At 70.9% G+C, this 12,952-nt stretch carries 13 protein-coding genes; 12 read left to right on the top strand and 1 reads right to left on the bottom strand.

Going from position 1 to position 12,952, the window contains the following annotated elements:
• The first annotated feature begins 185 nt into the window (after nucleotides 1-185).
• The 12 genes from ON26_RS12545 (at nucleotide 186) to ON26_RS12595 (ending at nucleotide 12,493) form a co-directional block, all read left to right on the top strand.
• Nucleotides 186-1,331, top strand: a complete 1,146-nt coding sequence (locus ON26_RS12545) for a substrate-binding domain-containing protein (protein WP_040796268.1) — start codon at nucleotides 186-188, stop codon at nucleotides 1,329-1,331.
• A gap of 23 nt (nucleotides 1,332-1,354) precedes the next feature.
• Nucleotides 1,355-2,380, top strand: a complete 1,026-nt coding sequence (locus ON26_RS12550; RefSeq protein WP_040796269.1) for an ABC transporter permease — start codon at nucleotides 1,355-1,357, stop codon at nucleotides 2,378-2,380.
• Nucleotides 2,377-3,921 (top strand): sugar ABC transporter ATP-binding protein, encoded by a 1,545-nt coding sequence (locus ON26_RS12555; protein WP_040796270.1) that lies wholly within the window; start codon nucleotides 2,377-2,379, stop codon nucleotides 3,919-3,921. Before ON26_RS12550 ends, ON26_RS12555 begins: the two co-directional genes overlap by 4 nt.
• A 51-nt stretch (nucleotides 3,922-3,972) precedes the next feature.
• A complete protein-coding gene (locus tag ON26_RS12560) occupies nucleotides 3,973-5,286 on the top strand; it encodes an NtaA/DmoA family FMN-dependent monooxygenase (RefSeq protein ID WP_040796271.1) in 1,314 nt (437 codons plus the stop codon).
• Nucleotides 5,287-5,291: 5 nt separating this feature from the next.
• A complete protein-coding gene (locus ON26_RS34520; RefSeq protein ID WP_245545831.1) occupies nucleotides 5,292-5,660 on the top strand; it encodes an alpha/beta fold hydrolase in 369 nt (122 codons plus the stop codon).
• Nucleotides 5,642-6,094, top strand: coding sequence for an alpha/beta fold hydrolase (locus ON26_RS34525; protein ID WP_245545832.1), 453 nt, complete (start codon nucleotides 5,642-5,644; stop codon nucleotides 6,092-6,094). The genes ON26_RS34520 and ON26_RS34525 overlap by 19 nt, the downstream gene beginning before the upstream one ends.
• Nucleotides 6,095-6,103: 9 nt before the next feature.
• Complete coding sequence (locus ON26_RS12570; protein WP_040796272.1) at nucleotides 6,104-7,018, top strand: LLM class flavin-dependent oxidoreductase; 915 nt, start codon at nucleotides 6,104-6,106, stop codon at nucleotides 7,016-7,018.
• Nucleotides 7,015-8,316 (top strand): LLM class flavin-dependent oxidoreductase, encoded by a 1,302-nt coding sequence (locus tag ON26_RS12575; protein ID WP_245545833.1) that lies wholly within the window; start codon nucleotides 7,015-7,017, stop codon nucleotides 8,314-8,316. Before ON26_RS12570 ends, ON26_RS12575 begins: the two co-directional genes overlap by 4 nt.
• Nucleotides 8,313-8,810 (top strand): flavin reductase family protein, encoded by a 498-nt coding sequence (locus ON26_RS12580; RefSeq protein WP_373280937.1) that lies wholly within the window; start codon nucleotides 8,313-8,315, stop codon nucleotides 8,808-8,810. The genes ON26_RS12575 and ON26_RS12580 overlap by 4 nt, the downstream gene beginning before the upstream one ends.
• Nucleotides 8,807-10,060: a bifunctional 3,4-dihydroxy-2-butanone-4-phosphate synthase/GTP cyclohydrolase II gene (locus ON26_RS12585; RefSeq protein WP_040796274.1), complete on the top strand. Its 1,254-nt coding sequence runs from the start codon at nucleotides 8,807-8,809 to the stop codon at nucleotides 10,058-10,060. Before ON26_RS12580 ends, ON26_RS12585 begins: the two co-directional genes overlap by 4 nt.
• A 57-nt stretch (nucleotides 10,061-10,117) precedes the next feature.
• Complete coding sequence (locus ON26_RS12590; RefSeq protein ID WP_040796275.1) at nucleotides 10,118-10,546, top strand: pyridoxamine 5'-phosphate oxidase family protein; 429 nt, start codon at nucleotides 10,118-10,120, stop codon at nucleotides 10,544-10,546.
• 192 nt (nucleotides 10,547-10,738) lie between these two features.
• Nucleotides 10,739-12,493 carry a hypothetical protein gene (locus tag ON26_RS12595; RefSeq protein ID WP_169333715.1) on the top strand — a complete coding sequence of 585 codons (1,755 nt, stop codon included), beginning with the start codon at nucleotides 10,739-10,741 and terminating at the stop codon, nucleotides 12,491-12,493.
• 18 nt (nucleotides 12,494-12,511) lie between these two features.
• On the opposite strand, the gene ON26_RS12600 is transcribed toward ON26_RS12595, so the two are convergent.
• On the bottom strand, nucleotides 12,512-12,946 hold the full coding sequence (locus ON26_RS12600) for a CBS domain-containing protein (RefSeq protein WP_040796478.1): 435 nt from the start codon (nucleotides 12,944-12,946) through the stop codon (nucleotides 12,512-12,514).
• Nucleotides 12,947-12,952 lie beyond the last annotated feature (6 nt).

Genomic DNA, 12,952 nt, shown 5'->3' on the forward strand with positions numbered 1-12,952 from the left:
TCGTTCCGACATCGAACGTTACCCGGCGCAATCGATGCGCAAATGCGCGGACGTCGAGGCGCAATCGGCCCCCCGTTGACTGACCGATGTCACCGGACGAAGTGACAGAAGTCGTCACGGAACCCCCTCGTCGGTCGGCCCGGCGGTGCCCCGCATCCCCGAGCCGAAGAAGCATCGGAGAACTCATGAAACCGATCGAACTGGCAGCAGCCGGCGCGCTCGTGCTCGGCGTCACACTCACCATGACCGCCTGTACCTCGGCGACGGATGCCGGTTCCGCGCAGACGGTCGAGCGCACGCTGACGGCGCAGGCCGCGGAATGCGTGGGCAAGGCCGACACCCGCCTGGCGGCCGCCATGAAGGATGTCGAAGCCGTCGTGCCCACCGCGCCGCTGGATCTGGCCGCGCTGCAAGGCAAGACGCTCTGGTTCGTCACCGTCACGATGAACCAGTTCTCCGTCGACATGGCCGACGGCGTGGAAGAGGCCGTGGCGGCCGCGGGCATGAAGCTGGTCCGCTACGACGGCCAGGGCATGACCAACCGGTTCAACGAGGGCATCGAGCAGGCGATCGCGCAGAAGGCCGCAGGCATCATCCTCGTCGGCATCGATCCGGCCGTGGTCTCCTCGGCGCTGGCCAAGGCCGCCGCCGCGGGCATTCCCGTGCAGAACATGCTCAACAGCGACGCCACCGCCCCGGTGCCGTCCGGCATGTACGGCAACCTGACCTCCGATTACACCGCCGACGGCGTCGCGGCCGCGGACTGGATGCTCTCCGACAGCGGCTGCGCCGCCGACGTGGCCATCCTCTCCTCCTCGTCGGTCGCGGTGTGGGAGAACACCGCCGCGGGCGCCAAGACGCAGATCGAAAAGGAATGCCCGGACTGCACGGTCACCATCCTCGATGTCGACGTCGCCAATGTCGCCACCGCCGTGGGCAGCAAACTCCAGGCCACACTGCAGCGCAATCCCGAAATCAACTATGTCTTCCCGGTCTGGGACAGCGCCGTCACCTACGTCGATCCCGTCCTCGCCGCGGCCAACTCCAAGGCCAAGGTGCTCGCCCGCGACGGCCTGTCGGCCAATCTCGAGGCCATCGCGTCCAAGGGCAACCAGGACATGACCGTTGCCATGCCGCCGACCGGCTGGATCGGCTGGCTCGCCGTCGACGACCTGGCCCGTGCCATCGTCGGCGCCCCCGCGCCCGGCTACGTCATCCCCACCCGCGTGGTGGACAGCACCAATGTCGCCGACGCGAGCGCCGCGCGGATCTTCCCGAACTTCGTCGACTACCAGGCAGCCTTCCAGGCCGCATGGGGCAAGACCCAGTAGCAGCGGCAACAAGGAGACGCGACATGACCTCCACCATCACTCCGGCGGACGCCGCGGCCGCGATGCCCGCGTCGTCGCCGGCGAAGGGCGCCTCGGCGTCCTCCCGCTTCGGCGGCGCCTTCGAACGCTGGGCACTGGTCGGGGCGCTGGCCCTGCTGGTCCTGCTGTGCACGGCAACCCTCCCGCAGTTCCGCACCGCCTCGCTGTTCACCACGATGCTCAACGCCCAGTCGCTGGTGCTGCTGCTGGCGCTGATCGCGACCATCGTGCTCCGGCTCGGCGACTTCGACCTCTCGGTGGCGCAGACGATGGTCGCCAGTGCCGCGGTGGTCGCGGTGATGACGGCCGACGGGTATCCGGCTCCGGTCGCGATCCTGACGGCCTTCGCCCTCGGCGCGATCGTCGGCGCGGTGAACGCGCTGATCGTGGTGAAAGTCGGGGTCGACTCGTTCGTCGCCACCCTCGGCTCCTACACCGCGCTGGCCGGATTCGCGTATCTGATCACCGACAGCCGGATCGTCTCCGGCGTGCCGGACGGGTTCGTGAACTTCTCCCGCTCCCAGCTGCTCGGCCTGCCGATGATCACCTGGTACGCCTGGGTGCTGGTGGTGCTCCTCTGGTACGTCTACCAGCGCACACCGCTGGGCCGCTACACCGTGTTCATCGGCGGCAACCGTGACGCCGCGCGGCTGGCGGGCATCTCGGTCGACCGCATCCGGATCGCCGCGTACATCGTCTCCGGCCTGCTCGCCGCGTTCGTCGGCATCTGCTTCGTCGGCTACTTCGGCGCGGTGGATCCCAGTGTCGGCGCGCAGTACATGCTGCAGCCGTTCGCGGCGGCCTTCCTCGGCGCGACCGCCATCACCGTGGGCCGCTTCAACGCCTGGGGCACCGTCGCGGCGCTGTACCTGCTCACCGTGGGCATCACCGCACTGCAGTTGCTCGGCGCGCAGACCTGGGTGACGAATGTGTTCTACGGTCTGGCGCTCATCATCTCGGTCACCGCGGCCAAGCTGGTCGGCCGCCGTCGTGCGGGAGCGCGGTCGTGACCGCGGCGCCCGGCGCGCGGACCGCGCTCGAGGTGCGGGGCCTGCGCAAGTCCTACGGCGGCGCGGTCGCCCTGGACGGGGTGGACCTCACCGTGCGGGCCGGCGAGGTGCACGCGCTGCTCGGCCAGAACGGTTGCGGCAAGAGCACTCTGGTGAAGTCGCTGACCGGGATCGTCACCCCGGATGCCGGTGCGGTCGAGGTGTTCGGACGGCCGCTGCCGCTGCCGCCGGCCGATCCGCACACCCACGGCATCGCCGTCATCCACCAGGACATCGGCTTGGTGGAGGGCATGACCGTGCTGGAGAACCTCGGCGCCAACGCCCGTTACGGCACCCGTCTGCTGGCGCCGGTGCGCACCGGCCGGGAGAAGGCGATCTACCGGGAGCTGATGGGCCGCCTCGGTTTCGACTTCCCGCTCGATGCCGAGGTGTCCACACTCAGCCCGGCCGAACGGGCGCTGCTCGCCGTGGTGCGGGCCATGCGCCTGATGGACGGTGATGCCGAGGGGCACCTGTTCATCCTCGACGAGCCCACCGCCGCGCTGCCCCGCCCGGAGGCCGCCCGGCTGCTGGCGCTGATGCGCCGGGTCGCCGACGCCGGCTCCGGGGTGATCTTCATCAGCCACCGGCTCGCCGAGGTGATGGAGGTCTGCGACCGCGCCACCGTGATGCGCGCGGGCAGGCGGGTGGCCGAGGTCGACATCGCCGAGACCACCCGCGCCGAACTCGTCGCGCACATGCTCGGCCGCCGGATGGACGATTTCTATCCGGCGCCGCCGGATCGCGAGCCCGGCGAAGCGCGCCTGCTGGTGCGCGGCCTCACCGGCCGCCGGGTCGCCGATATCGATCTCACCGCGCACGCCGGGGAGATCGTCGGCGTCACCGGGCTGGCCGGCATGGGCCAGGAAGAGGTGCCGATGCTGTTGGCAGGCGCGGAGCGGCCCGTCGCGGGCACCGTCCGGCTCGACGGCGCCGACCTCGCGCCCGGCAAGCCCGCCACGGCGATCGGCGCGGGCATGGTGCTCGTGCCGGGCAACCGGCTGCGCGACGGCTGCTGGCCCGCCGGCACCGCCGAGGAGAACGTGGTGCTGCCGGTGGTGAAGCGCTACCGGCGCTGGAAAGGGCTGGAGCACACGGCGATTCGCGAGCGCGCCCGGTCGCTCATGACCCGGGTGAACGTGCATCCCAACCGCCCCGATCTGCCCATGACCGCCTTCAGCGGCGGCAACCAGCAGAAGATCGTCTTCGCCAAGTGGCTGCAGCTGGACCCGAAGGTGCTGCTGCTCGACGAGCCGACCCAGGGCGTCGATCCCGGCTCGGCGAAGGAACTGCTCGCCGACGCCACCACGGCCGCCGCCGAGGGCAGTGCGGTCCTGGTGTTCTCCGGCGAACACGAGATGCTCGCCGCCGTGTGCCACCGGGTGCTCGTGCTCCAGCACGGCCGCCTGGTCGCCGAACTGCGCGGCGCCGAACTCACCGAGGCCGCCCTGCTCGAGGCCTGCGAGTCCGCGCCCGCCGAAAGCCCCTCCGCGGCGGCCTGATCCGGCTGCCGCCCGACAACCGTCCCACCCCGCAAGAGAAGAGGACCCGACATGCCCGCAGCACCGTTCCGTCTCGGCTGGTTCGGCAATCTCGCCGCCCCCGAATGGAAGACCCCCTACAGCGGCGTGGATGCCACCACCAACTACTTCAACGGCCGCTTCTACACCGACATGGTGCGCAACCTCGAGCGCGCCGGCTTCGACTTCCTCATGATCGAGGACTCGCTGATGGTCAGCGACATCTACCGCGGCACCGCCGAGATCGAGCTCAAGCACGCCCGCTACGCCCCCAAGATGGATCCGGTGGCGGCGGCCGCCATGCTCGCCGCGGCCACCGAGCACATCGGCATCGTCGCCACCGCCTCCACCACCTTCTATCACCCCTACCAGCTGGCCAGGCAGTTCGCGACGCTGAACAATCTGACCGGTGGCCGCATCGGCTGGAACATCGTGACTTCCAGCGAAGACCTCGCCGCCCAGAACTACGGCATGGACAAGCTGCCCGAGCACGACCTGCGCTACGACATGGCCGAGGAGTTCGTCGAGGTCGCGATGAAGCTGTGGGGCTCCTGGGAAGAGGGCGCCATCCTCGCCGATCCGGAGACCGGCTACTACGCCGACCACACGAAGGTCCACCCGATTCACCACGAGGGCACCTTCTACAAGTCCCGCGGTCCGCTGAACCTGCCGCCGGGCCCCGGCGGACGACCGGTGTTCTGCCAGGCGGGCGGCTCGCCGCGCGGCCGTGACTTCGCCGCGAAGTACTCCGACATCATCCTCACCATCCCGAACGGCATCGAGGGCGCCAAGGCCTATCGCGACGACATCCGCGCTCGCGCGGTGAAGTTCGGCCGCAATCCCGACGACATCAAGGTGTTCCCGGTCGTGTATCCGATCGTCGGCGAGACCGAGCAGGAGGCCAAGGAGAAGAACGCGGCCTGGTACGCCCGCAAGGAGCACAACTTCGAGGTGCAGATGGCGCACTTCGCGGCCACGATGGAGATCGACTTCTCCCAGTTCGATCCCGATCAGCCGATCCCCGACGATGTCTCGACCAACGGCCACCAGAGCCAGCTCGAGGTGTGGCGCGCGCAACTGGGCGGGCGGACCATCCGCGAGGGCTTCAGCGGGATGCGGGTGCAGACCACCGAGATGGTCGGCACGCCGGACTCGATCGCCGCGCAGATGGACGAGTTCATGCAGGAGGTCGGCGGCGACGGATTCCTCATCTACGGCCAGCCGATCAGCCGCCAGTCGATCGCCGAGATGACCGACGGTGTCGCGCCCGCCCTGCAGCGCCGCGGCCTGCTGCGCACCGACTACGCGCACGACACGCTGCGCGAGAACCTGCGCTCGTTCGGGTGATCGCGATGCGCCGCACCTACCTCGACACCCCGCGCGGGCAGATCCACGTCCGCCTCGCCGGCGACGGCGACGATCTGATCCTCCTGCTGCACCAGACCGCCGCGTCCTCGGTGATGTACGAGCGGTTCGCCGCGGAGATGCTCGCGGCCGGGTGCGGCGCACGCTACCGGTTGCTCGCGCCGGACACACCGGGATTCGGGATGTCGTTCACCCCGGACCGCCCCTACGACCTGAACGACTGGGCGGCGGACATGTTCGCCGCGCTCGACAGCGTGGATGCCGGGCGGGTGCACCTGCTCGGCCACCACACCGGCGCCGCCATCGCCGGCGTCATGGCCGCCACCCGCCCGACCGGGTGGCGAGCCTGGCGATGATCGGCGCGGTCGCCATGGACGAGCCGGACCGGCTCGGCTGGCAGGCCGGGGTACGCGCCATGACGCTGGATCCGCAAGGCACGCACCTGGCCGAGGCGTGGCGCCAGGTCGGCACCATCGATGCCGACCCGGCGTTCGCGCCGGATGCGGTGCTTCGGCACCGGGAGGTGGTGGACAAACTCCGGGCCGGAACCCGTTGGCACGAGGCCTATCTCGCGGTCTTCGGCACCGACATGATGTCGGTCCTCGGCCGGGTCACCGCGCCCTCGCTGCTGCTGTGCGGCAGCTCCGACATCCTGCACCCCTACGTCCCCGCGACGCGACGAGCGCTTCCGCAGGCGCACTACGTGCCCCTGGCCGGCGGCGGATACGTCCTCGACCAGAACCCACGGGCGGTGCTCGATCCCTACATCGCCTTCCTGTCAACGATCTGAGGAGCTCGCATGCCGACTCGACCGACTGTGCTGTGGCTGCTCGAACCCGCGAGCGCGCAGCACATGGTGCGCGCGATCGTCGAACTCGACCTCGCGGGCGCCGACGCGGTGGTGCTGCCCGCCGAGTCGCGCGGCGGCCCGGAACCGCTGCTGGTGGCCGCAGCCGCCGCCCACCGGGCACCGCGCATCGGCCTGATCGCCGAGATCTCGCCCTGGAGCCAGCCGCCCTTCCTCACCGCTCGCGCGCTGAACACCCTGGACGCGCTGACCCGCGGGCGCGCCGGATGGTTCGTCGGGGCCGAGGACACCGGCGCGGTCTGCGTCGACGACTCGGGCCGCTGGAGCCCGGACGAAGCCGGGGCGCGCGAGCGCGAGGAAGCCCTGGCCGACTACCTGGCGGCCACCGCGGCACTGTGGAACTCCTGGGAGCCGCACGCGATCGTCGCCGATGTGGCGGCGGGCCGCTATGTCGATGCCGACTGCGTGCACGTGCCCGGCTACCGCGGTCCCTACTACGCCACCCGCGGTCCGCTCAACGCCCCGCGCCCGCCCCAGGGAAGGCCGGTGCGGGTCGCGGAATTCGTCTCCGCCGCAGCGGGTTCCGGCATCCTCGGCACGGCCGCCTCCGACACCGCCGATGTGGTGCTGGTCGAGCGCGAATCCGAGGTCGCCGCCGCCGCCGAGACCGCATCCCACGTGCTGCTGCGCCTCGGCCCCGGCCAGGCGCTGTCCCCGCCGGAGACCGCCGCCGACGGCTACGCCTTCCACGGCATCGGCCCCGGCGCAATGTTCGGCCGCGTCCTGCACGAGGTGCTGCCCGCGCTCGCCGCCGCCCGCGGCGGGCTGCTGCGCGACCGCCTGGCGCTGCCCGCGAGCGATTTCGATTTCGTGCCCTGCGAGCCCGGAACAGAGGTGCACCTGTGAACACCCCGATGACACTCGGATGGTTCGTCAACTACATGCCGACCGGCTGGAATCGTCCGTGGTCCGGACCGGATCCGCGGGCCTGGACCGACGGATCGTTCTACCTCGACATGGCCCGCGCGCTCGAGCGCAGCTGCATCGACTTCATCATGCTCGAGGACTCCAGCGTGGTGCCGGAGAATTTCGGCGGCGACATGGTCGCCGAGTTCAAGGCGACGGTGAAAGCGCCCAAACACGACCCGCTGCCGCTGGCCGCGGCGATCTCCCAGGCCACCGAGCGGCTCGGCATCGTCACCACCATGAGCACCAGCCTGTACCCGCCGGACCGGCTGGCGCGCATGCAGGCGACGCTCGACGAGCTCAGCGGCGGCCGTTCCGGCTGGAATATCGTCACCTCGTTCGAGGACCTGGCCGCGCAGAACGTGGGCCTGGACAAGCTCTGGGAACACGACGAACGCTACCTGCGCGCCGACGACTACCTGCGCGCCACCAGCGCGCTGTGGTCGGGTGCGGGCGAAGTGTCCTACGACGGCACGTACTACCGGCTGCGCGGCCCCGCCGCGCCGCCGGTGAACCAGCGGCGCCCGGTGCTGTGCCAGGCGGGCGGGTCGTCGGCCGGTATGGACTTCGCCGCGGACTGGGCGGATCTCATCGTCGCGGTGCCGGTCGGACTGGACGCGATGAAGGCCTACCGCGACGGCATCCGCGAACGCGTCGAACGTGCGGGCGGGAACCCCGACCGTTGCCGGGTGCTGTTCATGGTCACCCCGATCCTCGGCGAGACCGACGCCGAGGCCCGCGCCAAGCGCGACCGGATGTATTCGCCCGACGGCGACAACTTCCTGCGCCGCATCGTGCAGCTGTCCAACATCTCCGAGATCGACTTCGCGGAATACGATCTCGACCGCCCCCTCCCCGCGGACGCCACCACCAACGGCGCGCAGAGCATTCTCGACACCATGAAGCGCCTCACCGCCGGCTCCTCGCTGCGCGAAGTGCTCGGCGGCACAGGCGAATCCACCTCGCTCGAACTCGTCGGCACCCCCGCCGCGGTCGCCGACCGGATGACCGAGGCGATGGAGTTCGTCGGTGGCGACGGGTTCCTGCTGTTCCACGGCGGCGGCGGCATCATCACCCGGCACTACCTCGACGAGGTGCTCGACGGCCTGGTGCCCGAACTGCAGCGCCGGGGCGCCGCCCGCACCCACTACGAACCCGGCACCTTCCGGGATCGGCTCACCGCGAGCCGCGCGGCGCGGAACGGCGCGCCGGCGCGACTCGACCGAACGGAGTCATGATGAGCTCGGTAGACCTCGACGGTGCCACACTGCGGCGCGCGTTCGCCCACGTTCCCTCCGGGGTGGTCGCCATCTGTGCCGACCGCGGCGGCGAACGCCTCGGCATGGCCGCCAGCACCTTCGTCCCGGTGTCGCTGGACCCGCCGCTGGTGGCCTTCTGCGTGCAGAACAGTTCGGCCACGTGGCCGAAGCTCGCGGCCGGCGGGCGTCTGGGCATCAGCGTGCTCAGCGCCGCGCACGGCGGGGCGGCTCGGGTACTCGCGGCACGGGACGGCGACCGGTTCGCCGGTATCGAGACCGAAACCCGTGACGGGGGAGCGGTTTTCGTCTCCGGTTGTGCAGTGCGCATGGACGTCTCCGTGGAGCAGCAGGTGCCGGCAGGCGACCACGCGATCGTCGTGCTGCGCGTGCACGAACTGCACTGCGACGAGTCCGAGCCGGGTGTGGAGCCGATCGTGTTCCACCGCAGTGCCTTCCGGAAGCTGGCGTCGTGAACCGGGTCGAGGCGGCGCTGGCCGCACTGCGGGTGGGGCGCCCGGTCCTGGTGGCCGACGACGCGGGCCGGGAGAACGAGGGTGACGTGGTGCTCGCCGCCCGGCACGCCACCCCGGAATGGATCGCGTGGACCGTGCGGCACACCTCGGGACTGCTGTGCGCGCCGATGACGGGCGCGCGCGCCGACGTACTGGACCTGCCCGCGATGGTGGCCGACAACCAGGATCCCAAGCAGACCGCCTACACCGTCACCGTCGACGCGGCGCGCGGGGTGAGCACCGGCATCAGCGCCGCCGACCGCGCGACGACCCTGCGCGTGCTCGCCGACCCCACGGCCACCGCGCGCGACCTCATCCGCCCCGGTCACGTCCTGCCGCTGCGGGCCAGGCCCGGCGGTGTACTGGAACGCCCCGGCCACACCGAAGCCGCGGTCGACCTGTGTGCGCTGGCCGGCCTGCCCCAGGTCGGGGTGATCGCCGAACTCGTCGCCGACGACGGGTCGATGATGCGGATGCCCGGCATCGAGGCGCTCGGCGCGCGCCACGATCTGCCCGTGCTCACCGTGGCCGAGCTGATCGCCCACCGCGCCCGGCATCCGCTCCCGGCCCCGGTGGTCCCCTCCGGACGGGTGGCGCGCGCGGGCGAGACGGTCATGCCGACCCGCTTCGGCGCCTTCCGCGCGATCGGCTATCTGGACCTCTCGACCGGCGCCGAGCATGTCGCCCTGGTGGCGGGCGAACCGGCCGACGACATGGTGGTTCGCGTGCACTCCGAATGCCTGACCGGCGAGTCGTTCGCCTCGCAACGCTGCGAATGCGGCCCGCAGCTCGACGCGGCGCTGGAGAACATCGCCCGCGACGGCGGCGCGCTGGTCTACCTGCGCGGCCACGAAGGTCGCGGCATCGGACTGCTGAAGAAGCTGGCCGCCTACCGGCTCCAGGACGACGGCCTCGACACCGTGCAGGCCAATCTCGAACTTGACGAACCCGCCGACGGCCGCGAATACGGCGGCGCGGCGGCGATTCTGCACGACCTCGGGGTGCGCTCGGTCCGGCTGCTCACCAACAACCCGGCCAAGATCGACGGATTGGCGGCCAACGGGATCGCCGTGTCGGGCCGGGTACCCCTGCACGTGGGCGTCGCCGCGGCGAACGTGCGCTACCTGGAAACCAAACGCAGACGCATGGGCCACCTGCTGCCGCCGCAGCCGGTGGCCGGGTGTTACGTGAGCGGCGGCCCGAACAGTTAGCGCCGCTCACCGCGTGTGTGCGCCGGGATGTCGTACCCGGTGCCTACACTCGCGCCCATGCCGTTGAGCCAGGAAGAACGTCAGGAATTCCTCGCCGCGCCGCATGTGGCGGCGCTGTCGGTGACCGTGGCCGGGCGCGGCCCGCTGGTCGTGCCGATCTGGTACCAGTACGAACCCGGTGGCCGGGCCTGGGTGCTCACCGGTCCCGACTCGACCAAGATGCGTCATATCCGGGAAGCGGGCCGGTTCTCGCTGATGGTGCACCAGGAGACGCCCACCGTGCGCTATGTCAGCGTCGAGGGCCCGGTCGCCGAGGTCGCGCCGATGACCGAGGCCCGGCATCGGGAGATGGTCGCCCGCTATGTGCCGCCGGACAAGGTCGAGGCCTATCTGCAGATGGCCGAGGGCTTCGGTCCGCAGGTCGTGGTGTCCATGCAGCCCGAGCGGTGGCTGTCCGCCGATCTCGGGTCGATCCCGGACAACTGACACCGGGCGGGCCGCGCGCCCACCGGGCGCGTAATGTGCCGCAAAGCCGATGTGGTGCAACGGGTTCGGTGGATCCCGGCCCGGGGAAGGGGCGTGTGCGTGCGGGCGGCTCCGGCGACGGTCACCGAGGAACTCGCCGAATCCGGGCTTCGCGCGTCGTCACCGCGACGGCCGTTGTCCACCCGGCAGGTGATGGCCGTCGCGGGAGGTCTGATCGCGCTGCAACTGGCGATCCGCGCGGCGGTGGCGTTCTCCGGCGACTTCTACTGGGACGATCTCATCCTGATCGGCCGGTCGGGACAGTGGCCGCTGCTGTCACGGGAGTTCCTGCTCTACGATCACGACGGTCATTTCATGCCCGCCGCGTTCGCGCTCGCCTGGGTGTCCACACACCTGGCGCCGTTGAACTGGACGGTCCCCGCGGCGACATTGCTCGCGGGACAGGCGCTCGCCTCGCTGGCGGTGCTGCGGGTGCTGCGCCTGGTGCTGGGTACGAGACCGGTCCTGTTGCCGCCGCTGGCCTTCTATCTGTTCGCACCGCTCACCCTGCCGTCGTTCGCGTGGTGGGCGGCCGCCCTGAATTCGCTGCCGCTGCAGATCGGGCTGGCCTGGGTGACCGGCGACGCCATCCTGTTGTGCCGCAGCGGGTGTCGCCGATATGCCGTGTCGGGCACGGTGGTCGCGGCGATGTCGCTGGCGTTCTTCGAGAAGTCGGTGCTCGTGCCGTTGGTGGCGTTCACGGTCGTGGCGGCGATCCACCGGGTGGACGGCCTCCCGCGACCGTTGCGCACGGCGTTCGTGCGCGGTCGCGCGTTGTGGATGCCCCTGGTGGTGGTGGTCGCCTCGTGGGCGGTCGGGTACCTGCTCGTCACCGACTCCCGGCCGGCGGCGCCCACCCTGTCCGAGGCGGCCGAGCTCGTGCACCACGCCACCTCGCTGGGGTTGGTGCCGACGTTGGCGGGCGGCCCGTGGGTGTGGGAGCGCTGGCCGCCGAGTCCACCGTGGGCGACCCCGCCGGCCGTGCTGGTCGTCCTCGGATGGCTTGCGGTGGCCGCGGCGCCGGCCTGGTCGCTGCGGAACCGGCAACGCACCGCCGCCGTCTGGGCGATACTGCTCGGCTACCTCGCGCTGTCGGAGGCCTCGATGATCCTGGTGCGCACCGGCCCGGGCACGGCGGCCGAGTTGGCGCAGACCCTGCGCTACATCGCCGACAGCGCGGTCGTCATCGCGATCGGGTGGGCCGTCATCGCCCGCGCGCCGCGCAGGCCGACGGAACACCGCCTGCCGCGACCGGGCCCCGTCCTGGTCGCCGCCGTGGTCGCCGCGTTCATCGTGAGCAGCGTGTGTTCCACCGCGACCTTCGCCCAGCGCTGGCGTGACAACCCGACGGTCGGTTATCTCGACAACGCGCGGGCGGCGCTCGCCGCCGACCGGGACACCCCGCTTCTGGATCACCCGGTGGCGATCCACATCCTGCTGCCGGTCGCCTATCCGCACAACATGGTGAGTCACGTCTTCGGTCCGCTGACCGAACGCCCGGCGTTCGGCCGCTACACCGAAGTGCTGCGCGTATTCGACGATTCCGGCGAGCTCGTGCCCGCCGAGGTCACCGGAACCCGGACCCTCGGACAGGGCCCTGTCCCCGGCTGCGGTCACCGCGTCGCCGACGCGCCGGTGGAACTGCTGTTGGGTGGGGCGCTCATGGACTGGGAATGGACGGTGCAGCTGAACTACTTCGCCGACATCGACGGCGAGGTAGAACTCGGCCTCGACGGCAGTGCCGATGCCGTGCGGATTCCGGTCCGCTCCGGTCTGCACCGGGTGTTCGTCCGGCTGCTCGGTGCGGGGGAGGCCCTGCGCGTGCGGACCCTGACCCCCGGGCTCCGGCTGTGCGTCGGCAACGGGCCGCTCGGGGTGGTCGTGCCGACGCCCCGGGCGGGATCGTGACGGCCATCCGCGGCGGGATCAGTATCCGCCCTCGACGTAGTCCACCAGCAGTTGACGTTCGGTGGCGAGTTCGTCGATGGCGCTCTTGACCACATCGCCGATGCTGACGATGCCCGCCAATCTGCCGTCGCTGACGACCGGCACGTGCCGGACTCGATGTTCGGTCATGACCACACGCAGACCGTCGACATGGTCGTCGGGCGCGCAGGTCTGTATCCGGGTCGTCATCAGGGTGCCGACCGGGGTGTCCAGCAGGGCCGCACCGTGTCGGTGCAGCCCGCGCACCACATCGCGCTCGGACACGATGCCCGCGATCACCCCGTCGCCGGGGGAGACGACCACCGCGCCGATATCGTGCTCGGCCAGGATGCCGAGCAGTTCGCGCACCGTCGTGGCCGGCCCGACGGTGGCGACCTGGCTGCCCTTCCTACGCAGGATCTCCGCTATACGCATCTGTTC

Origin of the sequence: Nocardia higoensis NBRC 100133 (assembly GCF_000308595.1) — a bacterium.
GTDB lineage: Bacteria > Actinomycetota > Actinomycetes > Mycobacteriales > Mycobacteriaceae > Nocardia > Nocardia higoensis.